Genomic DNA, 21,757 nt, shown 5'->3' with positions numbered 1-21,757 from the left:
CGGTGAGGGTGCGGTGCGCCCGGCCGGCCGGGCTGTCGGTGCGGCAGGGCATCCTGGTGACGTGTCCTCACTCCCGTACCAGAGCAGGCCCGTTGCCCCCGGCGGTGCCCCGGCGCCCGCCGATCACATGATCGTCTGCGGCGACGACGTCCTCGCCCACCGGCTGTCGGCCGAACTCCACGAGATGTACGACGCGCGGGTCACCCTGCTCGTGCCGGGCCCCGGCGACGCGCCCGACCGGCCCGTCGGGCGCACCGGACGGGCGATGGCCCTCTTCGGGCGGGTCACCGCGGCCGTCACCCGCACCGCGGTCCCGCCGGCGGCGAGCGCGGCCGGTGAAACGCCGGACGTTCCGCCGATCCGGGTCGTGGAGACCGCGGAGATCGACGACACCGCCCTGCTCGACGCGGGCGTCGAGCGGGCCGCGGCGCTCGCCCTGGTCTTCGAGGACGACGAGCGCAACATCCGCGCCGCGCTCACCGCCCGCCGGCTCAACCCGCGCCTGCGCCTGGTCATCCGGCTCTACAACCGGCGCCTCGGCCAGCACCTGGCCACCCTGCTCGACCAGGCGGCGGCCGTGGCCGAGCCCGGCCTCGACCCCGAGAAGCCGGACGCCACCACCACCGTGCTCTCGGACGCGGACACCGCCGCGCCCGCGCTCGCGGCGACCGCCGTGGCCGGCAGCAAGAAGATCATCCAGGCGGGCGGACTCCTCCTGCACGCCGTCGACCGCACCCCGTCCGCGCCCGGAGAGGTCGCCGACCCCGGCCTGTGCACCCTCGCGCTGCTCTCCTCGACGGCCAGCGACCCGGCCGGCTGCGAGGGCTCCGAGCGCAGCGGGCCGCAGGGACCGAGGCTGCTGCCCGGGGACGCCGAGGTCGCCGCCGCCACCGGGCGCGGCATCGTCGCGCTCGAGACGGTGCGTTACGAGGGGCCCGCGCAGACCACCGGCTGGCTCGGCGGGTCCGGCCTTCCGGTCGGCTCGCTGTTCTCGCGGCGGCTGCGCTGGTCGCTCGCCGGGGTCGTCGCCGCGGTCCTCGCCCTGACCGTGGCCTCCACCTTCACCACCGGCGACCACCCGCTGCACGCGGCCTATCTGATCCTCCTCGACGTCTTCGCCATCGGCGACCCGGCCGTCGACGAGCCCACCAGCCGCCAACTCCTCCAGATCCTCGCCGGATTCGTCGGACTGCTCCTGCTGCCCGTGGTGATCGCCGCGCTCCTGGAGGCCTTCGGCACGCTGCGCAGTGCCACCACCCTGCGCCGCCCGCCCCGCGGCCTCTCCGGACACGTGGTGCTGCTCGGCCTCGGCAAGGTCGGCACCCGGGTGCTCGCCCGGCTCCGCCGCATGAACATCCCGGTGGTCTGCGTCGAGGCCGACCCCGAGGCCCGCGGCCTCGCGCTCGCCCGCCGGCTGCGGGTGCCGATCGTGCTCGGCGACGTCACCGAGGAAGGCGTCCTGGAGGCCGCCCGGATCCACCGCGCCCGCGCCCTGCTCGCCCTCACCAGCGTCGACATCACCAATCTGGAGGCCGCGCTGCACGCCCGCTCCGTCAGCCCCGGCCTGCGGGTGGCGCTCCGCCTCTACGACGACGACTTCGCCACCGCCGTCTACCGCACCCTGCGCACCGTCCACCCCGGCGCCCTCACCCGCAGCCGCAGCGTCTCCCACCTCTCCGCGCCCGCGTTCGCCGGGGCGATGATGGGCCGCCAGGTGCTCGGCGCCATCCCCGTCGAGCGGCGGGTGCTGCTGTTCGCCGCGCTCGACGTCGCCGACCACCCGCTGCTCCAGGGCCGCACCCCGGCCGAGGCGTTCGAGCCGGGCGCCTGGCGGGTCATCGCGCGCGGCGACGCGGGTGTGCCACTGGACCGCTCGCGCTACGCCGCACTCCCGGAGCTCCCCGGCGACCGGGCCCTCGGCCCCGGCGACCGGGTCGTGGTGGCCGCCACCCGGCGCGGCCTCGCCGCCCTCCACGGCCGCCGCACCCGGCCGCGCGGCGGCCCGGTGGAGGAGCCGGTGCCCTGACGGACGGGCACCGGGGGGGCAGGGGTGGGCGCAGTGCGGGCGCGGTGCGGCCGCGGGGCCGACGCCGGGCGGCGACCGGGTCGGTGTCGGTGCAGGACCGTACAACTCCATACGTATTCCGTCGGGTTGAGCCTAGGATCTGACCGTTCGTGACCGGACCGGGCCACGACCGTCCGGTCCCGCTTCCGCAGTCAGGAGTGCCCCGCCCGTGAACACCCCGCACGCCGCCGCCGGCGGCAGACCGCCGCACCGCCTGGACCCGGCCGGCGGCTGCCCGCACGCGGACAACGCCCGGCTGCTCGCCCAGGGCGCGGTGACCCCCGTGCTGCTCCCCGGCGGCATCGAGGGCATGGCGGTGCTCGGCCACGACGCCCTGCGCGACTTCGTCTCCCACCCCGACGTCGCCAAGGGCGCCCGGCACTTCACCGCGCTCGCCGAGGGCCGCATACCCGAGGGCTGGCCGCTGCGCACCTTCGCCACCGTGCAGGGCATGACCACCGCCGACGACGCCGACCACCGGCGGCTGCGCTCCCTGGTCAGCAAGGCCTTCACCCCGCGCCGGATCGAGGAACTGCGCCCGCGCGTCCAGGCCGTGACCGCCACCCTGCTCGACGGACTCGACGCGGCGGCCCGCGGCGGCGACGGCGTCGCCGACCTGCGCCGCCACTACGCCCTGCCGCTGCCGCTCGGCGTCATCTGCGAACTCCTCGGCGTGGCCGAGGAGCACCAGGACCGGCTGCACCACCTCTCCAGCCAGGTGGTCGCCACCGACATCGGCCCCGAGCAGGCCGTCGCCGCCAACCGCGAACTGGTCGGACTGCTCGCCGCCCTCGCCGCCGACAAGGCCGCCGCCCCCGGCGACGACCTCATCAGCGGTCTGATCGCGGCCCGCGACGAGGGCGGTGACCGGCTCGACCAGGCCGAGCTGATCGGCACCCTGGTGCTGCTGATCATCGCGGGCCACGAGACCACCCTGAACCTCGTCACCAACGCCGTACGCGCCCTGTGCGCGCACCCCGAGCAGCTCGCGCACGTCCGGGAGGGCCGCGCGGAGTGGGCCGACGTGGTCGAGGAGACCCTGCGCTGGGACAGCCCGGTCAGCTACTTCCCGTTCCGCTATCCCGTCCGCGACCTCGTCGTCGACGGCACCCTGATCCCCCGCGGCACCCCGGTGCTCGCCGGCTACTCGGCGGCGGGCCGCGACCCCCAGGCGTACGGCCCCGACGCCGACCGCTTCGACGTCACCCGCGGCCAGTCCGTCAAGCACCTCTCGCTCGGGCACGGGCCGCACTACTGCCTGGGCGCGCCGCTCGCCCGTATGGAGGCCACCCTCGCCCTGGAGGCGCTCTTCACCCGCTTCCCGGACCTCGCCCTCGCGGTCCCCGAGGCCGAACTGACCCGGCACGCGAGCTTCGTCGGCAACAGCGTGCGCGCCCTGCCCGTCCGGCTCGGCTGACCGGCCGGGGCCCTTACGCGGTCCTTCCCCGCTCCGCGGCGGGGGAGGCCCGCAAGGCCGCGACCAGGCGCAGCAGATGCGCCTCGTTCCCCGCGAGGCCCGCGTCCCGCAGCGCCGCGTCGGCCTCCGCCATCGGGTGGGTCAGCATCGCCGCCGCGTACGGCTCGAGCCGCGGGTCGGAGAGCACGGCCTGGGTGGACTCGAGCAGCCGGAGATAGGCCTGCGCTGCCGCGCGCTCGCGGCCGGTGACGGGCGTCATGTCGGGCTCCCTCTCGACGGTCTGAGGCTGTCTCATCCCACCCTCTCGCACGGGTCTGACAATCGGGGTGAAGCGGCCCGCGGCGCCCGCCCGATCAGGTCCCGGCGAGGTGCGCGGCGAGCCGTTCGAGGAACACCCGTTGCCCGGCCACCAGGAGCGGTTCCGCCTCGGTGAGGCCGAACCAGCCGACCCGGTCGATCTCCGGGAACTCCGTCAGCACGCCCGAACCGCGCGGCCACTCCATGGTGAAGGTCCCCGGCACCACCCGCTCCGGATCGAGATCCGCCTCCACCGCCCAGACGGTGACGAGCTTTCCGTTGCGCTGCCGGTTCTCGCCGAGCGCGAGCCACGCGCCGTCCGGCGCGGGCAGCCCCAGCTCCTCGGCGAACTCCCGGCGCGCCGCGTCCTCGGGTGCCTCGTCGGACTCGTACTCGCCCTTGGGGATCGACCAGGCGGCCTCGGAACGCGCGGCCCAGAACGGGCCGCCCATGTGGCCGATGAGCACCTGCGGGCCGCCGCCGTCCGGGGTGCGGCGGAAGAGCAGGAGTCCGGCGCTGCGCTTGTCGGGCATACCGCCCAGTGTGGCGGAGCGTGCCCGCCCGCACACCCCCGCCTCGGCACCCGACGCGTCGGAAATCTTTGACGCGTCGGAGAATCCCGACGTATCGTGGCGGCATGCCCACCGACGTGTTCGGCGTGCTGGCCAGTCCGGTGCGCCGCAGACTGCTGGAAGCCCTCCGCACGGGGCCCCGCTCCACCGGCGAGCTCGCCGGGCTCTTCGAGCTCGGCCGCCCCGCCGTCTCCGAACACCTGGCGGTCCTCAAGGCCGCCGGCCTGGTCCGCGAGGAGCCGCGCGGCCGGCACCGCTACTACCACCTGAGGGCGGCGGGCCTCGAAGAGGTCAGCGACTGGCTGCACCCCTTCGAGCACTACTGGAAACAGCGCCTGGACGCCCTGGCCGACCTGCTGGACGAGGAGAACCACCCATGACCGACAAGCCCGCCACCGACACCATCGAGCTCGCGCGGTTCCTGCCGCACCCGCCCGCCGCGGTCTGGGCCGCCCTCACCGACCCGGCGCTGCACGCCCGCTGGTGGGCGGCCGGCGACGTCAAGCCGGTCGTCGGCCACCGCTTCACCCTCGACATGGGGAACTGGGGCCTCCAGCCCTGCGAGGTCACCGACGTCGACCCCGAACGCCTCCTCGCCTACCGCTTCGCCAAGGGCACCCTCGACACCACCATCACCTGGCGCCTCACCCCCGAGGGCCGCGGCACCCGCCTCTTCCTCACCCACGCGGGCTTCGACCTCGACTCCCCCATGGGCCGCAAGGCGATCGAGGGCATGGGCGAAGGCTGGCCGCACGTTCTGGACGGCCTGGCCGCCCTCCTGGACGAAACCGCCTGATCAGCCGGCAGAGCCGACCGCCCCGGGCGGCGCCGCGCCCGGGGCGTGCGCGCGGCAGAAGGCGCGGACCGCCGTCGTGAAGGCCTCCGGGGCCTCCAGGTTGCTCATGTGTCCGACCTGCGGGATGACCACCAGGTCGGCGTGGGGGATCGCGGCCTGGAAGGCGTGGGCGATGTCCAGGGGGGAGCGGGCGTCGCGTTCGCCCCACAGGAGGAGGGTCGGCACCGTGATCCGGGGGAGCAGGTCGGTCTCGTCGGCCTCGGCCATCAGGGAGAGCTGGGCGCCCATGGTCTCCGGCCGCACGTCCCGGTTCATGGCGTCGAGCACTGCCGCGAACCGTTCCGGCGGGCCGTCGGCGTAGAGGCCCGGCAGGGTCGGGTCGAACTCCTCGCGGGGCGCCGCGAGCATCCGCCGCGCGCCGGCGACCCGCGCCGCGACCTCCTCCGGCGGCAGTGAGCCCTTCCATCCGGCGTACGTGTCCACCATCAGCAGCGACCGCACCAGGTCCGGCCGCAGCCGGTACAGCTCCAGGACCACCGTGCCGCCCCAGGACAGGCCCGCCACCTGGGCCGGCCCGAGCCCGACGTCCTCGATCACGGCGGCGAGGGCGCGCGCGAAGTCCGCGAGGCCGAAACCGGCCGGCAGGTCGCCGGACCGGCCGGACCCCGGTTCGTCCCAGGCCACCACGGTGAACTCGTCCGCCAGCGCCTCGACTTGCGGCTGCCACATCCGCCCGTCGAGCCCGGCCCCGTGCGCAAGGACCAGCAGCGGCCCGCGTCCCGCCCGCGCGTAGACGACGTCGACGCCGCCCGTCCGTACGACAGCCATGCCCTCAGGCTAGGCCGCGGCCCGCCGGGCGACCACCAGGGCGCCGAGTGCGCTCTCCGCCGAGGTCAGCGTCATCCGCGCCTCCACCGCGAAACCGGCCGCGGCGAGCCGCCCGGCCAGCTGCTCCGGCTCGCGCAGATGGACGTGCAGGCGCATGGGGTGGCCGCCGTAGCCCTCCGTCTTCAGCCGGTTCTCGTCGCCCGCGTGGAAGGCGAGGAGCAGCGGGCCGCCGGGGCGCAGGACGCGGTGGAAGTGGGCGAGGGTGCGGTCGAGCTCGGCGTCGGGGACGTGGATGAGGGAGTACCAGGCGACCAGGCCCGCCATCGAGCCGTCGGGCAGGTCGAGCTCGGTCATCGAGCCGACCCGGAAGTCGATGCCGGGGTGCTCGCGGCGGGCCACGCCGATCATCGCGGGGGACAGGTCGATGCCCAGGACGTCCAGACCGAGCCCGCCCAGATGCGCGGTGATCCGCCCGGGCCCGCACCCCAGGTCCGCGACCGGCCCGCCCCCGGAGGCCCGTACCGCGTCGGCGAAGAGCGCGAGCATCGCCCGCTCGTAGGGCGTCCGGTCGAGCAGGCCGCGCACGAGGTCGGCGTAGTCGGCGGCCACGGTGTCGTACGAGGTGCGGGTATCGGCGAGCCAGTCCTGCTCGGCGTTCAGAGCGTTGTCGTCCACCCCGAGAGGCTACGGCGTCAGCGTCACCACCACCGGACCGCCCGCCGCGTCCGCGTCCGGCGCCCATACCGCCGGGTGCCGGAGCGAGCGGTGCGGTTCGAGGAGGACAGGGAGGCGGCGCTCGTACAGCAGTCGCGCGTCCTGGCGGACCATCAGAATAGGCCGTACGAGACGGACTTCCGGGCGTAGCAGCAGCGTGGGCGCCGGGCCGGCGGGGTGGAGGCGGCCGGGGGTCAGCCGGCGCAGCGCGCCCGCGGTCTCCAGCGTGAGGCCGGGCGCAGGCCACGGCGCGCCCGCCAGGTGGGCGAGCACCGCGTCGGCGACCGCCCGGCCCTCCGCCGCCGCGACCGTCCCCGGCTCCACGCCGCGCAGCAGATTGCCCGCCGCGAACACCCCCGGGACGAGCGTCCGCAGCCCGCCGTCGACCGACGGACCCCGGGTCGCCGGATCGAGCGGCACCCCGCCCGAGCGGGCCAGTTCGTGGTCCGGCAGCCAGTCGCCGGTGAAGACGACCGTGTCGCAGCGCAACAGCCCGGTGCGCCCGTCGGCGCCCCGCACCAGGACGCCCGACAGACGTCCCCGGCCCACGAGTTCGAGGACGGTGGCGCCCCGCAGCACCGGGCCGGGCAGCCGCGGCCCGTACGGCCGGTCGGCGACGACCGCGGCCACCGGCACCCCGGCCCGGCGCAGGGTGCGCACCGCGTGCCGGGCGATCGGGTCGGAGCCGACCACGACCGCGCGGCGCCCGATCCGCTCCCGCCGCAGCCCGAACAGCTCGACGGACTGCTGGAGTTCGCCGGTGCTCAGCACCCCGGCGGGGCGCGATCCCGGTACGAGCCGGGCGCTGCGCGGCCGTTCGCGCGCGCCGGTGGCGAGGACCACGGCCCGTGCGGTGATCCGCTCGAGGCCGGTCGGCGCGGTGACCTCCAGGGCGAGCGGCCCGGCCCAGCCGGTCGCGCTCACGCCGGTACGGAGCACGGCCCCGGCCCGTACCGCCGCGCGCACCGCCCGGCGGGCGAACGCGGGTCCGGTCAGCCCGCCGAACCCGCCGCGCGCGCAGTGCCGCGGCACCCCGCCGGCCGCCCGCTCCCGCTCCAGGACCTCCACCCGGCCCGCGCCGGCCGCCGCGAGCCGGGCCGCCGCGGCCAGGCCGGCGGGTCCGCCGCCGACCACCAGGACATCGACCGTACGCTCCACCGGGTGCACGGATTTCATCGCACGCCCTCCTCGAACAGTGCCCGCACCGTCGCCCCGCAGGAGAAGCCCTGGCAGCGCCCGGCCCGCGCCCGGGTCCTGCGCCGCAGCCCGTCCAGGGAGGCCGGCGGCACGGTGGAGGCGAGCGCGTCGCGGATCTCGCCCAGGGTGACCCGCTCGCAGTGGCAGACGAGGGTGCCGTACGCCGGGTCGCGGGCGATCAGTCCGGCGTCGCGGTACGGGCGGGGGAAGGCCTCGCCGAGGTTCGGCATCCGCACCGGGGCGAGCGGCCGCTCCGGGCCGAGCTCCAGGCCGGCGTCGGCGAGCAGCCCGACCGTGTGCCGGCCGAGGGCGAGCGAGGCGGTGAGCCCGGTGGAGCGGATGCCGCCCACGGTGACGTACCGCAGCTCGGGATGGGCGGCGATCCGATAGTCCTCGGCGCCGGTCGCGGCCCGCAGCCCCGCGTACGCGGCGGTGACCTCCTCGTCGAGGAGCGCGGGCAGGATCCGCCCGCCCTGGGCCCGCAGCCCCGCGAGCCCTTCGGCGGTCGAGCTGGTCGCGGTCTTGTCGGTGAGGTCCTCGGCGGTCGGGCCGAGCAGTACGTTGCCGTACACCGTCGGCGCGACCAGCACCCCCTTGCCGAGGGGGCCCGGCACCGGAAGGAGGATGTGTCGGACGAGCGGGCGGGCGAACTTGTCGAAGACCAGGAGCTGGCCCCGCCGCGGGGCGACCGTGAAGTCCTCGCGCCCGAGCAGCGCGTCGAAGGCGTCCGCGTACAGGCCGCAGGCGTTGACCAGGAAGCGGGTGCGCAGCACTCCGCGCCGGGTGACGAGCCGGTGCGGGGCGTCGCCCTCGCCCGGACGGACCTTCTCCACCGGGCAGTTCAGATGCAGGTCGACCCCGGAGCGCACGGCCTGGGTGGCATAGGCGAGCGGGGTGGTCCACGGGCAGACGATCGACTCGCCGGGCACCTCAAGGGCGCCGAGCGCGCCGGGACCCAAGTGCGGTTCGCGGGCGTACAGTTCGGCGGCCGACAGCGGGCGGGTGCCGTGGTGTCCGTTCCGTACGGCCTTGTCGGCGAGCCGGGGGAGCGTCGCGAGCTGCTGCTCGTCCCAGGCGACGAGCAGCGCGCCCACGGGTTCGACCGGGATGCCGGTCTCCTCGGCGTAGGCGGCGAGCAACTGCCCGCCCTCCCGGACCAGTCGGGCTTCGAGCGAGCCTGGCACGGCGTCGAAGCCGGTGTGCAGGATCGCGGTGTTGGCCTTGGAACTGCCCTCGCCGATGTCCCCGTTCGCCTCCATGAGCGCCACCCGCAGGGAGTGGCGGGCCAGTTCACGGGCGATGGCGCAGCCGACCACGCCCGCGCCGACCACGGTGACGTCGTACGCGTCGTCGGGCGCCGAGGTGTCCGGAAGCGCTCCGGTCCGGGTGACGCTCACGCGGCCCCTCCTCCGGAACCCTCCCTGTCCGCGAGCAGCCGTGCCACGGCCGTACGGAACCGGCCGAGGCGCTCGGCGGCCTCGTCGGCCGACACCTGCGGCTCGTAGGCGGCGGACGGCTTCCAGTCGGGCACGGCCTCGTGGACGGCGAGGCCGGGCTCGTGGCCGAGCCGGGCGACCGCCGCGACGCCGAGGGCGGTGGCGTCGGGGAGCGCGGAGACCTCGACGGGGCGCTGGAGCAGATCGGCCTGGGTCTGCATGAGGAGCGTCGAGCGGGTCAGTCCGCCGTCGACCCGGAGCGTGGTGAGCGGTGCGCCGAGGTCGGCCGCGGCTGCCCCGGCGAGCTCGGTGACCTGGGCGGCGATGCCCTCGCACAGGGCGCGCACCAGGTGGCCCGGCCCGGTGTCGAGGCCGAGTCCGGTGACCGCGCCGCGCACGTCGCCGCGCCACCAGGGGGCGGCGAGACCGGCGAGTGCGGGGACGAAGGTGACGCCGCCCGCGTCCGGGACGGCGCCGCCGACCGGGTCGAGCTCCTCGGGGCCGGCGATCACGCCGAGGCCGGTGAGCCAGCGCACGGCGGACGCGGCGGTGTAGACCTGCCCGTCCAGGCAGTACGCGGTGCGGCCGGCCAGCCGCCAGGCGACGCAGGCGACCAGGCCGGTGTCGCTGCGCCGCGGCGCGGACCCGGTCTGGGCGAGCAGGAACGCCCCCGTGCCGTACGTGCACTTGGCGCTGCCGGGCGCGGTGACGTCCTGCGCGAGCAGGGCGGCCTGCTGGTCGACGAGCAGCCCGGTGAGGGGGAGCGGCGGGCCGAAGGCGGTGGTGGTGCCGACCGGGGTGTCGGCGTCCACGACCCGGGGCATCCGCTCGCCGCCCAGGCCGTACGCGTCGAGCGCCGTCTCGGACCAGGCGAGGGTGTCCAGATCGAGCAGTCCGGTGCGGCCCGCGGTGGCCGCGTCGGTGACGAAGGCGCCCGTGAGACGGTGTACGAGCCATGCGTCGCTGGTGGTGACGACACCCGCGCCGGTCAGATGGCGGCGGATCCAAGCCATCTTCGGGGCGGCGAAGTAGGGATCGACCGGCAGACCGGTGATCCGTGTCAACTCCCGTGCCTGCGCGTCGAGTTCGGCGCAGATGCTGGCGGCTCTGCGGTCCTGCCAGACGAGGGCGTCGGTGAGCGGCGCGCCGGTCGCGGGGTCCCAGGCGAGCACGGTCTCGCCCTGGTTCGCGAGGCCGACTGCGACGACCGGTTCGCCGGCCTCCGCGAGGGCGGCCCGGCCGGCGGCGACCACGGAGTCGTACAGCTCACCGGGGTCGACCTCGACCCGACCGCCGGGCAGCGCGCGGGGGTGGACGGGGGCGAAGCCGGTGCCGAGCACCCCCCGCTCGGGATGGACGACGAGGGCCTTGGTGCCCGACGTGCCCTGGTCGACGGCGAGTACCGGGCCCGTCATGTGTGCGACTCCCTGCCGTTCATGGGTGGTTGAAGTTCCTTGATCGCGATCCTGAGCGTGGAACCGGTCAGCCTGTCGGTGCGGGAGCCCCGCGTCAAGGGCTCCCGGGGGAAGGCGTCAGGTCTGGACCTCTTGCTGACCACAAGTCAAATTCAGTCGTTGGCTTGATACTTACGATCACGGAGAAAAATGGATCGGTCACGTCCGGCTACCTCTATAGTGATCGCCGATCAACGGCCGGGTCGGCCGGGACGCCCCCGGGGGACTGACCACCCCCCTCCGCCACCGCACCGAGGAATCATGTCGCCCACCCCCCGCCCTGCCTTCTGATGGCCGCGCAAGGCTTCCGGCCCGTCTATCATCCCGCGGGCCACGACCACGCCCTGCGCGGCGCCGTCCAGGAGCTGCGCACCGGACGCTGGGTGGTGATGGCCCGATTACTCGACGAGACCTCCGGCTGGACCGCCTGGACCCGGCGCACCCAGGTCCTCGCCGCCGTGGCCGCCGGCACCGATGTCGTCGAGGCATGGCGGATCGAACAGCCCGACTCCGCCGCCGCCGGCGTCATGCACGCGCGCGTGTCCGTCGAACGCGCCGTCCGCGCCCACCGCACCGGCCACCCGCGCACCCGCGAACTCTGGCAGGAGGCCTGGACCGCCTGCCTGGAGGCCGCCGACCGCGCCCCCGCCGACCCCGTGCCCTGGGTGTGCCGGCTCGCCCTCTCCGTACTCGACGCCCAGCAGCGCATGGAGGAGCACCGCGCCGCGCCGCCCGCGCCGATGCTGCCCTCAGGCCCCTGGGGCCTGCTTGCCGAGGCCGAGAAGCGCGACCCGTACAACCGCGAGGCGCACCACCGGATGCTCCAGTTCGTCTACGCGCGCCGCCCCGGACCCCTCTCCGAGGCCGTCAACTACGCCCAGTGGGCGGCGTCGATGGCCCCCGTCGGCTCCGCCCTGCACGCCCTCCCGCTGTACGTCAGGGTCGAGCGCTACCGCCGGGAGCGCGGCCACGAGCGCGCCCTCGACCTGCACTGGGTCGCCGAGGACGCGGTGCGCGACGCCGACCGGGCGATGGACGCCTGGTTCCTCTTCTGCGCCACCGACGAGGCCAGCCTGCTCGACCTCAGCCACCTCGCGCACGGGCTGTACGGCGCGCTCAAGTTCCCCGACGCGGCCCGGGTGTTCGAGGCCCTCGGCCCGTACTGGACCCCGCAGCCCTGGGCGTACCGCACCGACCGTCCCGATGAGCGCGGCCCCGCCGAGGAGGTCTTCCTGCGGGCCCGGGCGCGCTGCCTCGGCGGCCCCGGGGCCCGCGGCGGCCCCTGACGCCCGCCCGCCCTCCGGCGCGCGCCCCGAGGCGCCGCGCCCTTCAGCACGCCGTGTCCACCCCCCGTACGGCACGATCCGTCCCCCCTTCCCCCGGAGGAACGCATGTCACGCACCGCTCCCACCGACGCGATACGCAAGCCGCCACCGGCCGCACGGGACGAGGAGGCCCGGCTCAGAGAGCTGGGCTACCAGCCCGTCCTCGCGCGCCGCATGGGCGGCTTCGGCAACTTCGCCATCAGCTTCTCGGTCATCTCCATCCTGTCCGGCTGCATGACCCTGTACGGCTTCGGCCTGGGCACCGGCGGCCCCGCCGTCATGCTCTGGGGCTGGGCCGGCGTCGGCCTGTTCGTGCTCTGCGTCGGCCTCGCGCTCGCCGAGGTCACCAGCGCGTACCCGACCTCCGGAGCGCTCTACTACATGGCCGACCGGCTCGGCGGGCGCCGCTGGGGCTGGTACACCGGCTGGCTGAATCTGCTCGGTCTGCTCGGCGCCATCGCCGGTATCGACTACGGCGCCGCGATGTTCACCGGCGCCTTCCTCAACCTCCAGTGGGGCTTCGAGCCCACCGCCCAGTCGACCTTCCTGATCTTCCTGGCGATCCTGCTGGTGCACGCCCTGCTCAACCTCAACGGCGTCCGCGTGGTCAGCCTGCTCAACTCGATCAGCGTCTGGTGGCACCTCGCCGGTGTCGCCCTGATCGTCGGCGCGCTCGCGATCGTCCCCGACCACCACCAGTCCGCGAAGTTCGTCTTCACCGAGTTCGTCAACGACACCGGCTGGAGCAACCCGCTCTACGTCGCCGCAATCGGCCTGCTGCTCGCCCAGTACACCTTCTCCGGCTACGACGCCTCCGCCCACCTCTCGGAGGAGACCTCCAACGCCTCCGTGGCCGCCGCCAAGGGCATCGTCCGCTCCATCTGGGCGTCCTGGCTCGCCGGCTTCGCGCTGCTCGCCGGACTCACCTTCGCCATCCAGGACTACGCGGGCACCCAGGCCACCGCCACCGGCGTCCCGCCGGCCCAGATCCTGCTCGACGCGCTCGGCGAGGGCGGCGCCAAGGCGCTGCTGCTCGTGGTGATCGTGGCCCAGCTGTTCTGCGGCAACGCCGAGGTCGCCGCCGCCAGCCGGATGGTCTTCGCGTTCAGCCGCGACAACGCCCTGCCGGGCTCCGCGCTCTGGCGCCGCGTCAACAGCCGTACCCACACGCCGGTTCCGGCGGTCTGGCTGTCGGTCGTGGTCGCCGGGGTCCTCGCGCTGCCCTCGCTCTACTCGGCGACCGCCTACGGCGCCGTGACCGCCATCAACGTCATCGGCATCACCCCCGCCTACGCCATCCCGATCCTGCTGCGGCTGCGCGCGGGCGACCGCTTCGTGCCCGGGCCCTGGAACCTGGGCCGCTGGAGCAAGCCGATCGGCTGGATCGCGGTGGTGTGGGTGGCCTTCGTGACCGTGCTCTTCTGCCTGCCGCAGAGCTCGCCGGTCACCTGGGAGAAGATGAACTACTCGGTGATCGCCCTGGCCGTGGTGCTCGTCCTCGCCAGCGTCTGGTGGTACGTGGCCCGCCGCTCGTACGGCACCCCGCAGTCCTACGGCAACGCCCGCGAGGAGGCGGAGATCGCCGAGGGCATCGTCTGACGGCGGCCCGGTTCGCGGCCCGCTTTGCGGCCGGGCGAGCGGCCGGGTTCACGGCCGGGCGAAACGGAGGGCGGGCCCTGGCGGTGGGGGCACCTCCCGTGCCCGAAGGGCCACGGGGGCGCCCGCGCCGTCCGGGGCGCAGCCGGGCTCGGGTTCGGGCCCGGCCTAGCCGCCGAACTCGTAGGTCCAGGCGCCCGTCCGGGCCGCGAACTCGATGTCCGTGATCTCCAGGGCGTGCCCATGCTGGTCGCACACCACCCGGTGGACGGACAGCCGGGCCGCGCCCGTCTCATGCGCCCCGTCCGGCGCCGGGTGCGGCGGTGCGGCCGGTACGCCGACCGACTCCCGGTGGGTGGTGCGAAGGCCGGCCTGCCGCATCCAGTGGTAGAGCAGCCGCAGGTCGGGCTGGCCGCGCCGCTCGTGGCAGCCCCGGTACCGGGCGAGCTGCGGGATCTCCGTCAGGGCGGGCCGGGAGAACCAGGTCACCGACTGCTGCATCGGCTCGCCGGCCGGGGTGAGCACCAGATGGCGGTGGACCAGGGTCGGTTCCCCGGGCGCCAGGCACAGCCGTCCGGCGAGCGCCGCGGGCGGCGCCTCCCAGGAGAGCGCGGCGCGCACCAGCGCGTCGGCGGCCCGCGGCCCGCCGGGGAAGGTGCGCCGGCGCGGCTCGCGGGCCGGGAAGCGCGGCTCGTACGCGGCCTCGTGTCCGGTCTCGTGTCCGCCCTCGTACGCGCCTTCGTGTCCGCCCTCGTGCGCCGGGACGGCGGCGAAGGTGCCGCGCCGGTCGGTCACCACCAGGCGTTCGTCGCGCAGGAGTTGGAGCGCGCTGCGCACCGTCTGCCGGTTGACGTGGTAGCGGTGGGCCAGGAGGCGTTCGGACGGCAGCCGGCTACCGGGGGAGATGCGGCGGTGGGTGAGGTCGTCCCGCAGCGCGCAGGCGACCCGGAGGTAGAGCGGAAGCGTCGCGCTCGACCGGTGCTCGGGAACGGGCTCGGCCATGTCTCGACCCTCTCTGTCATGCATCGTTCAACCATTGCTCGGTGTGATCGCCCGAGCCGTGTGGGTGATCATTCCTATCATTGGTCTAAACCATTCGGGAAGTCCAGCCGCTGAGAGTGGCCGAAACGAGCACCGGGCCGTGTAATGGATCGCACCGGTCAGGTATCGGACCGGCAGCAGCGGAGCAGCGCGGCGGGAAGGCGGGTGAGGCCGGATGGCGACACCGTCCGAGCGGGCCGAGGCGGGCAAGACGGCCCGCAAGCGGGTGCCCCGCTCCTCCCACGGCCGCTGGATCCCCTCGTCCCAGCGCCCCGACGCGCTCACCGTCCTGGAACGCGAGTCCGTGGACCGGATCCCCGAGTTCGTCCCGATCCGCTACGGCCGCATGGCCGTCTCACCCTTCGCCTTCCTGCGCGGCGCCGCGGCCGTCATGGCCGCCGACCTCGCCGCCCAGCGGCACACCGGACTGACCGTCCAGCTGTGCGGCGACGCCCATCTGCTGAACTTCGGCGTCTTCGCCTCACCCGAACGGACGCTTCTCTTCGACGTCAACGACTTCGACGAGACCCTGCCCGGACCCTTCGAATGGGACGTGAAACGGCTCGCCGCCTCCGTCGCCGTCGCGGCCCTCCAGAACGGCACCAGCAAGCCCAAGGCGCACCGCGCCGCCCAGGTCGCCGCCGAGTCCTACCGGCACGCCATGCGCCGCCTCGCCGGACTCGGCGAACTCGACGTCTGGTACGAGCGGATCGCCGCCGACGACCTCGTCCCCCTGGTCCGCGGCGCCGACCGGACCCGCATGGAACGCCGGATCGCCCGCGCCCGCCGCCGCAACAGCCTCCAGGCCCTCGACAAGCTCACCGCCAAGGACGACTCCGGCCGCCGGCACATCATCGAGGACCCGCCGCTCCTGGAACGCGTCACCGACCTCGACCGGGTCACCCTCGGCAAGATCTTCAGCGACTACCGCAGCTCCCTCTCCGAGGAACGCCGGCTGCTGCTCGACCGCTTCCACTTCGTCGACGCCGCCCGCAAGGTCGTCGGCGTCGGCAGCGTCGGCACCCGCTGCTTCATCCTCCTCCTGGAGGGCCGCGACGACGGCGACCCGCTCTTCCTCCAGATCAAGGAGGCCGGCGCCTCCGTCCTGGAGCAGTACCTCGCCCCCAGCGCCTTCACGCACCACGGCCGCCGGGTCGTCTGCGGCCAGCGCCTCACCCAGGCCGCCAGCGACATCTTCCTCGGCTGGATGACCGGCCCCGAACAACGCCACTTCTACTGGCGCCAGCTGCGCGACATGAAGGGCTCCGCCGAGGTCGAGACCATGTCCCCGTCCCTCCTCCGCGAGTACGCCCGCCTCTGCGGCCGCGCCCTCGCCCGCGCCCACGCCCGCTCCGGCGACCGCATAGCCATCGCCGCCTACCTGGGCACCTCCGACGTCTTCGACCGCGCCATCGCCGACTTCGCCCTCCGCTACGCCGGCCAGAACGCCGACGACTACACCACCCTCAGCGCCGCCATCGCCTCGGGCGTGGTGACGGCGGCCCCGGGGGTCTGAACACCCGGAGCCGCCCTCATCCTCCCGTCGAGCCTCCTGCCGTCAGCCCTCCGTCCGCATCATCGGCGGCTCCGCCGGGGTCTCCGGGACCGGGCCGAAGAGTGCCGAGCGGAGGATCGGGGGTGCGAACAGGACCGTCAGGGGGGACGTCAGGGTCAGGGCCTTGCGGAAGGCGGTGCCGACCACCGGGTCGCCGGAGGCGCGTTGCTGGACGCGCTTCAGGTACCAGCCGGTCACGCGGTCCAGCGCGCCGCTGCGGGCCGCGTCACCGGTCGCGCCCGGCATCTTCTTGTCGGCTCCGGCCGAGATGTCCCAGGCCTGGCGGGAGGCGTCGAGGAGGGCCCGCTGGACGCGCCGCGTCGTCGGTGTGCGCCGCGGGTCCGCGAGGGCCTTGCGCAGGGCGACCGCGCTCATCGCGGCGACCGCCATGCCCTGCCCGTAGATCGGATTGAAGGAGCACAGCGCGTCCCCGGTCGCCAGGAAACCGGCCGGGCGGCGGCCCGGACGGTCGTAGCGGCGGCGGATGTTCGCCGTCTTGCGGAAGCCGTAGACCGGGGTCAGCGGCTCCGCCTTCGCGATCCAGTCGCCGATCACCGGGTGCGGCAGCCGGCGCGCGTACTCCTCGAACAGCGCCTCGTCCGTGGGCGGTTCGTCGCCGCGCAGGCCGGACAGGGTGACCACGTGCCGCCCGTCGCCCAGCGGCAGGATCACCCCGCCGTACACCTGGCCCGGGTGCGGCACGATGTAGTAGCCGAGCGCGTCCACGGACGGATCCGGCTCAGGGGAGCGGAAGATCCGCGTGCCGTACGCGAGCCCCGTGTCCAGGGTCTCCTCGTGCGGCGCCTCCGCGCCGATCCCCGCCAGCCAGTCCGCCGCACGGGTCGACCGCCCCGAGGCGTCCACCACCAGATCGGCCTCCAGCGGATACGGCTCCTTCGACGCGCCCGCACCGCGCTCGCGCAGCAGCACACCGCGCACCCGCTCAGCATCGCCGACCAGGCCCACCGCCTCGGTCCCCTCGATCCGCTCGATCCGGGGATCCGCGAACACCCGCTTGCGGACCAGCCATTCGAGCTGGTCGCGCGGCCCGGCGAAGAAGTGCACCGAGGCCTCGGTCCGCGCGTACCACTGCCCGTTCTGCCACTGCACCATGTCCGCGGGCATCCCGACCTTCGGTGCCCCGAGCCCCGCGAGCTCGCTCATGAACCCGGGAAGCAGCTCGTCGAGCGCCTGCTGACCGCCCTCGATCAGCACATGGAGGTGCCGGCCCTGCGGCACCCCGGGCCGCGCCTCCGCCTGCTCGGGGAAACGGTCGCGCTCGACGACGGTGACCCGCTCGGCGTGCTCGCTCAGCACCCGCGCGGCCAGCAGACCCGCGAGACTTCCCCCGACGACCACCGCATGACGTGTCCTGCGAGGTCCCAACTCGTCGGTCATCCTCGCCCTTTCGCGTATGGAGATGTTGACCCACCAGTATCCACCCGGGCCGGGAGCGCGTCGCGGGCGGCACGGGGGCGCACGGGGGCGTATCCGGCCAACTTGGCGCAGGCCCGGACCGGGACGGTCGCCCGGGCCCCCTCACTCCGCGGCGAGCTCGCCGATCGCGTGGGTCAGCCACTCCACCCAGAAGCGCTCCAGGTCGATCCCGCCGCGCAGCACCAGATGGCGCAGCCGGCCGGGCTCGGTCGCGCGCCGCTCCGGCGGGAAGTCGCGGGTCTCGATCTCGAGGTACTCGTCCAGCTGCCGCCGGTGCAGGGCGAGATGGCGTTCCAGCTCGGCCCGGAGCCCCGTGCCGCCGACCACCGCCGCGGCCCGCATCCGCAGCAGCAGCCCGGACCGCATCGGCTTGGGGTCCTCGGCGGTGTCCACCCACGCGGCCAGCTCGGCGCGGCCCGCCGGCAGCACCTCGTACTCCTTCTTCTGCCCGCGCGCGGGCACCGGGGCGGGCAGGGCACGGATGTACCCGGCCTGCTCCAGCTTGCCGAGCTCGCGATAGATCTGCTGGTGCGTGGCCGACCAGAAGTAGCCGATGGACCGGTCGAAGCGGCGGGTCAGTTCGAGGCCGGAGGACGGCTTCTCGAGCAGCGCCGTCAGGATCGCGTGCGGGAGGGACATGGACGCATCCTAGGTTCGACCGGTCGGACGGCTCGGTGGGCGGCTCGGCGGGCGCCCGTAGGCCCCGCCGGACCTCCCGTGCCTACAGCGCCGCCGCGAGCCGCGTCCCCTGGTCGATGGCCCGCTTGGCGTCCAGCTCCGCGGCCACGTCCGCGCCGCCGATCAGATGCGCCGTGCGCCCGGCGGCGACCAGCTCCTCGTACAGGTCGCGGCGCGGCTCCTGCCCCGTGCACAGCACGACGGTGTCGACCGGCAGCAGCTGCCGCTCGCCGTCGATGGTGAGGTGCAGGCCCTCGTCGTCGATCCGGTCGTAGGCCGCGCCCGCGACCATGGTGACGCCCCGGTGCTTCAGCTCGGTGCGGTGGATCCAGCCAGTGGTCTTGCCGAGGCCCGCGCCGACCTTGCTGGTCTTGCGCTGGAGCAGGTGCACCTGGCGCGGCGGCGCGGTGCGCTCGGGCGCGCGCAGGCCGCCCCGGGAGGCGTAGGAGGTGTCGACGCCCCACTGCTTGAAGTACGTCTCCGGGTCCTGGCTCGCGCCCTCGCCGCCGTCGGTGAGGAACTCGGCAACGTCGAAGCCGATGCCGCCCGCACCGAGGATCGCGACCCGCTCGCCGACTTGGGCGCGGTCGCGCAGCACGTCCAGGTAGCCGACGACGCTCGGGTGGTCGACGCCCTCGATCTCGGGCACCCGCGGGGACACGCCGGTGGCGACGACCACCTCGTCGAAGCCCTCCAGGTCGGCCGCCGAGACGAAGGTGTTCAGGCGCACCTCGACTCCGCGCTCTTCGAGCTGGACGCGGTAGTAGCGCAGGGTCTCCTCGAACTCCTCCTTGCCCGGCACCTGCTTGGCGACGTTCAGCTGCCCGCCGATCTCGGCGGCACCGTCGAACAGGGTGACGGCGTGACCGCGTCCGGCGGCCGAGACCGCGCAGGCGAGGCCGGCCGGGCCGGCGCCGACGACGGCGATCCGCTTGGCGAGCCGGGTGGGGGAGAGGACCAGCTCGGTCTCGTGGCAGGCCCGCGGGTTCACCAGGCAGGAGGTGATCTTCAGGCTGAAGGTGTGGTCCAGGCAGGCCTGGTTGCAGCCGATGCAGGTGTTGATGGTCTCGGCGCGGTCCTCGGCGGCCTTGGCGACGAAGTCGGGGTCGGCGAGGAACGGACGGGCCAGGGAGACCATGTCGGCGCGGCCGTCGGCGAGGATCTCCTCGGCGACCTCGGGCGTGTTGATGCGGTTGGAGGTCACCAGCGGCACCGACACCGCGCCCATCAGCCGCTTGGTCACCCAGGTGTAGGCGCCGCGCGGCACAGAGGTGGCGATGGTGGGGATGCGGGCCTCGTGCCAGCCGATGCCGGTGTTGATGATGGTGGCGCCGGCCGCCTCGATCTCCTTGGCGAGGGCGACGACCTCGTCGAGCGTGGAGCCGCCGGGGACCAGGTCGAGCATGGACAGGCGGTAGATCACGATGAAGTCGCTGCCGACGCGCTCGCGGATCCGGCGCACGATCTCCAGCGGGAAGCGCACCCGGTTCTCGTACGAGCCGCCCCAGCGGTCGGTGCGCCGGTTGGTGGCGGAGGCGATGAACTCGTTGATCAGATAGCCCTCGGAGCCCATCACCTCGACGCCGTCGTAGCCGGCCTCCTTGGCGAGCTCGGCGCAGCGGGCGTAGTCCTCGACGGTCTGCTCGACCTCGGCCTCGGACAGCTCGTTCGGTACGAAGGGGCTGATCGGCGCCTGAATGGCGCTCGGGGCCACCAGGCCGGGGTGGTACGCGTACCGCCCGAAGTGCAGGATCTGCATCGCGATCCGGCCGCCCTCGGCGTGCACGGCCTCGGTGATCACCCGGTGCTCGGCGGCCTCCTCGGCGGTGGTCAGCTTGGCGCCGCCGTCCCAGGGCCGTCCGGCCTCGTTGGGCGCGATGCCGCCGGTGACGATCAGCCCCACCCCGCCGCGGGCCCGCTCGGCGTAGAAGGCGGCCATGCGCTCGAAGCCGTGCTCGGCCTCCTCCAGACCGACGTGCATGGAGCCCATGAGCACCCGGTTGGGCAGGGTGGTGAACCCGAGGTCCAGCGGGCTCAGCAGGTGCGGGTACGGGGTGTTCGGGGCCATCGGGGCGCCTCCTCGCGCGGGGTCGTCACGCACTGTTGTAGACGACCGGCGAACCCTTTTGCAACAAGTTGCATAAGGGTGGGGGCGGGATGTGTGGCATGCCACAGGCCGGGCCCCGGGCGCCAGGGGCCGGGCATGCGGAGGGGCCGCACCCCGCGCCCTTCGGCGAGCGGTGCGGCCCCTCGTACGTACGGGGCGGCCTCGGCGTCACTCCTTGCGGTACGCGTACGCCTCCGACGCCGCCGCCACCACCGCGTCCAGGTCGCCCCCGGCGCTCGCCGTGACCACCGCGGCCACCGCGCCCTCCACGAGCGGCGCGTCCACCAGACGCGCGCCCTCCGGGAGCTCGTCGCCCTCCGCGAGGAGCGCCTTCACGGTCAGGACCGCGCTCCCCAGGTCCACCAGGAGCGCCACCCCGGCGCCAGCGTCCGCCGCCTTCGCGGCCGCGGTGATCAGCTCGGCGCTGGTGCCCAGGCCGCCGTCCGGGGTGCCGCCGGCGGGAAGGACCGGCGCCGTCTCGCCGCCGCCCGCCAGGCCGCGGGCGAGTTCGGCGACCGACGCCGCCACGGCCGCGCTGTGCGAGACCAGGACGATCCCCACCCGGGCCGTCATCCCGCCACCTCCCCGGACTCCGTCGTCTCCGCCGTCTCCGCCGTCTCCGCGAGCGCCGCGAACAGCAGCGCCGACGAGGTCGCCCCCGGATCCTGGTGCCCGATCGACCGCTCGCCCAGATAGCTCGCCCGGCCCTTGCGCGCCCGCAGCGGTACGGTCGCCAGCGCGCCGGCCTCCGCCGCCTCCCGGGCCGCCGCGAACGAGGTCCCGAGCGCCTCGGCCCCGGGTGTCAGCGCGTCCAGCATCGTCTTGTCGCCGACCTGGGCGCCGCCGAGCTGGGCCACCGCCGCCACCCCCGTCGCCAGCGCCTCGGCCAGCGCGGTCCGCGAGACCTGCTCGGCGTCACCGAGCGCCTTGCCGGTACGGCGCAGCAGCGTCCCGTACAGCGGCCCGGACGCCCCGCCGACCGTGGAGATCAGCTGCCGTCCGGCGGCGACGAGCACCGCGCCCGGCGTCGCGGGCGGCTCCTTCTCCAGGGCCGCCGTCACCGCCGCGCACCCCCGCTTCAGATTGGCCCCGTGATCGGCGTCCCCGATCGCCGAGTCCAGCTCGGTCAGCCGGTCCGCCTCCCGGTCCACGGCGGCCGCCACGGCGGTCAGCCAGTCGCGGAAGAACTCCGCGCCGTACGTCTTCTCCTGGTCGTTCTCCTGGTCGCTCATGGGCGCCCCC

At 74.7% G+C, this 21,757-nt stretch carries 20 protein-coding genes; 7 read left to right on the top strand and 13 right to left on the bottom strand.

What is annotated here, in order from left to right; translation table 11 throughout:
• The first annotated feature begins 127 nt into the window (after nt 1-127).
• Nucleotides 128-2,026, top strand: a complete 1,899-nt coding sequence (locus tag JAO84_RS02120) for an NAD-binding protein (RefSeq protein WP_370416629.1) — start codon at nt 128-130, stop codon at nt 2,024-2,026.
• A 208-nt stretch (nt 2,027-2,234) separates the two neighbouring features.
• The gene (locus JAO84_RS02115; RefSeq protein ID WP_370409832.1) at nt 2,235-3,482 is read left to right on the top strand and encodes a cytochrome P450; all 1,248 of its coding nucleotides are present in this window, start codon (nt 2,235-2,237) and stop codon (nt 3,480-3,482) included.
• Between the two features lie 13 nt (nt 3,483-3,495).
• Here JAO84_RS02115 and JAO84_RS02110 read toward each other — a convergent pair whose 3' ends face one another.
• Together JAO84_RS02110 and JAO84_RS02105 are read right to left on the bottom strand one after the other, a co-directional pair.
• Nucleotides 3,496-3,741, bottom strand: a complete 246-nt coding sequence (locus JAO84_RS02110) for a hypothetical protein (protein ID WP_370409830.1) — start codon at nt 3,739-3,741, stop codon at nt 3,496-3,498.
• A gap of 94 nt (nt 3,742-3,835) precedes the next feature.
• The gene (locus tag JAO84_RS02105; RefSeq protein ID WP_370409828.1) at nt 3,836-4,312 is read right to left on the bottom strand and encodes an NUDIX domain-containing protein; all 477 of its coding nucleotides are present in this window, start codon (nt 4,310-4,312) and stop codon (nt 3,836-3,838) included.
• 104 nt (nt 4,313-4,416) lie between these two features.
• Between JAO84_RS02105 and JAO84_RS02100 the strand changes: the two genes are divergently transcribed.
• Together JAO84_RS02100 and JAO84_RS02095 are read left to right on the top strand one after the other, a co-directional pair.
• The gene (locus tag JAO84_RS02100; protein WP_370409827.1) at nt 4,417-4,731 is read left to right on the top strand and encodes an ArsR/SmtB family transcription factor; all 315 of its coding nucleotides are present in this window, start codon (nt 4,417-4,419) and stop codon (nt 4,729-4,731) included.
• Entirely contained in the window at nt 4,728-5,147 is a 420-nt protein-coding gene (locus JAO84_RS02095) for an SRPBCC domain-containing protein (RefSeq protein WP_370409825.1), read from the top strand. Before JAO84_RS02100 ends, JAO84_RS02095 begins: the two co-directional genes overlap by 4 nt.
• Here JAO84_RS02095 and JAO84_RS02090 read toward each other — a convergent pair whose 3' ends face one another.
• The 5 genes from JAO84_RS02090 to JAO84_RS02070 are packed head-to-tail and all read right to left on the bottom strand — an operon-like array spanning nt 5,148 to nt 10,737.
• Nucleotides 5,148-5,975, bottom strand: coding sequence for an alpha/beta fold hydrolase (locus JAO84_RS02090; protein ID WP_370409824.1), 828 nt, complete (start codon nt 5,973-5,975; stop codon nt 5,148-5,150).
• Nucleotides 5,976-5,984: 9 nt separating this feature from the next.
• Nucleotides 5,985-6,650, bottom strand: coding sequence for a class I SAM-dependent methyltransferase (locus tag JAO84_RS02085; RefSeq protein ID WP_370409822.1), 666 nt, complete (start codon nt 6,648-6,650; stop codon nt 5,985-5,987).
• A gap of 9 nt (nt 6,651-6,659) precedes the next feature.
• Nucleotides 6,660-7,865 carry an FAD-dependent oxidoreductase gene (locus tag JAO84_RS02080; protein WP_370409821.1) on the bottom strand — a complete coding sequence of 402 codons (1,206 nt, stop codon included), beginning with the start codon at nt 7,863-7,865 and terminating at the stop codon, nt 6,660-6,662.
• On the bottom strand, nt 7,862-9,283 hold the full coding sequence (locus JAO84_RS02075; protein ID WP_370409820.1) for an FAD-dependent oxidoreductase: 1,422 nt from the start codon (nt 9,281-9,283) through the stop codon (nt 7,862-7,864). The genes JAO84_RS02080 and JAO84_RS02075 overlap by 4 nt, the downstream gene beginning before the upstream one ends.
• Nucleotides 9,280-10,737 carry an FGGY family carbohydrate kinase gene (locus JAO84_RS02070; RefSeq protein WP_370409819.1) on the bottom strand — a complete coding sequence of 486 codons (1,458 nt, stop codon included), beginning with the start codon at nt 10,735-10,737 and terminating at the stop codon, nt 9,280-9,282. Before JAO84_RS02070 ends, JAO84_RS02075 begins: the two co-directional genes overlap by 4 nt.
• 329 nt (nt 10,738-11,066) lie before the next feature.
• Between JAO84_RS02070 and JAO84_RS02065 the strand changes: the two genes are divergently transcribed.
• Together JAO84_RS02065 and JAO84_RS02060 are read left to right on the top strand one after the other, a co-directional pair.
• Nucleotides 11,067-12,062, top strand: a complete 996-nt coding sequence (locus tag JAO84_RS02065; RefSeq protein WP_370409818.1) for a hypothetical protein — start codon at nt 11,067-11,069, stop codon at nt 12,060-12,062.
• A 105-nt stretch (nt 12,063-12,167) separates the two neighbouring features.
• Nucleotides 12,168-13,700 (top strand): amino acid permease, encoded by a 1,533-nt coding sequence (locus JAO84_RS02060; protein WP_370409816.1) that lies wholly within the window; start codon nt 12,168-12,170, stop codon nt 13,698-13,700.
• A gap of 165 nt (nt 13,701-13,865) precedes the next feature.
• Here JAO84_RS02060 and JAO84_RS02055 read toward each other — a convergent pair whose 3' ends face one another.
• A complete protein-coding gene (locus JAO84_RS02055) occupies nt 13,866-14,699 on the bottom strand; it encodes a GntR family transcriptional regulator (RefSeq protein ID WP_370409814.1) in 834 nt (277 codons plus the stop codon).
• Nucleotides 14,700-14,913: 214 nt separating this feature from the next.
• Here JAO84_RS02055 and JAO84_RS02050 point away from each other — a divergent pair, with 214 nt between their 5' ends.
• Nucleotides 14,914-16,254: a DUF2252 domain-containing protein gene (locus tag JAO84_RS02050; protein ID WP_370409813.1), complete on the top strand. Its 1,341-nt coding sequence runs from the start codon at nt 14,914-14,916 to the stop codon at nt 16,252-16,254.
• Between the two features lie 42 nt (nt 16,255-16,296).
• Here JAO84_RS02050 and JAO84_RS02045 read toward each other — a convergent pair whose 3' ends face one another.
• From JAO84_RS02045 to dhaL, 5 genes are all read right to left on the bottom strand, one after another.
• Nucleotides 16,297-17,691: an FAD-dependent oxidoreductase gene (locus JAO84_RS02045; protein WP_370409811.1), complete on the bottom strand. Its 1,395-nt coding sequence runs from the start codon at nt 17,689-17,691 to the stop codon at nt 16,297-16,299.
• A gap of 141 nt (nt 17,692-17,832) precedes the next feature.
• Nucleotides 17,833-18,369, bottom strand: coding sequence for a PadR family transcriptional regulator (locus JAO84_RS02040; protein WP_265864283.1), 537 nt, complete (start codon nt 18,367-18,369; stop codon nt 17,833-17,835).
• An 82-nt stretch (nt 18,370-18,451) separates the two neighbouring features.
• Nucleotides 18,452-20,476 (bottom strand): FAD-dependent oxidoreductase, encoded by a 2,025-nt coding sequence (locus JAO84_RS02035; protein ID WP_370409809.1) that lies wholly within the window; start codon nt 20,474-20,476, stop codon nt 18,452-18,454.
• Nucleotides 20,477-20,683: 207 nt separating this feature from the next.
• Nucleotides 20,684-21,088: a PTS-dependent dihydroxyacetone kinase phosphotransferase subunit DhaM gene (locus JAO84_RS02030; RefSeq protein ID WP_370409807.1), complete on the bottom strand. Its 405-nt coding sequence runs from the start codon at nt 21,086-21,088 to the stop codon at nt 20,684-20,686.
• Nucleotides 21,085-21,747, bottom strand: a complete 663-nt coding sequence (dhaL, locus tag JAO84_RS02025) for a dihydroxyacetone kinase subunit DhaL (protein WP_370409806.1) — start codon at nt 21,745-21,747, stop codon at nt 21,085-21,087. Before dhaL ends, JAO84_RS02030 begins: the two co-directional genes overlap by 4 nt.
• Between the last annotated feature and the right edge of the window lie 10 nt (nt 21,748-21,757).

This window comes from Streptomyces fradiae, assembly GCF_041270065.1.
GTDB lineage: Bacteria > Actinomycetota > Actinomycetes > Streptomycetales > Streptomycetaceae > Streptomyces.
This window is presented reverse-complemented; position numbering and strand designations above follow the sequence as displayed.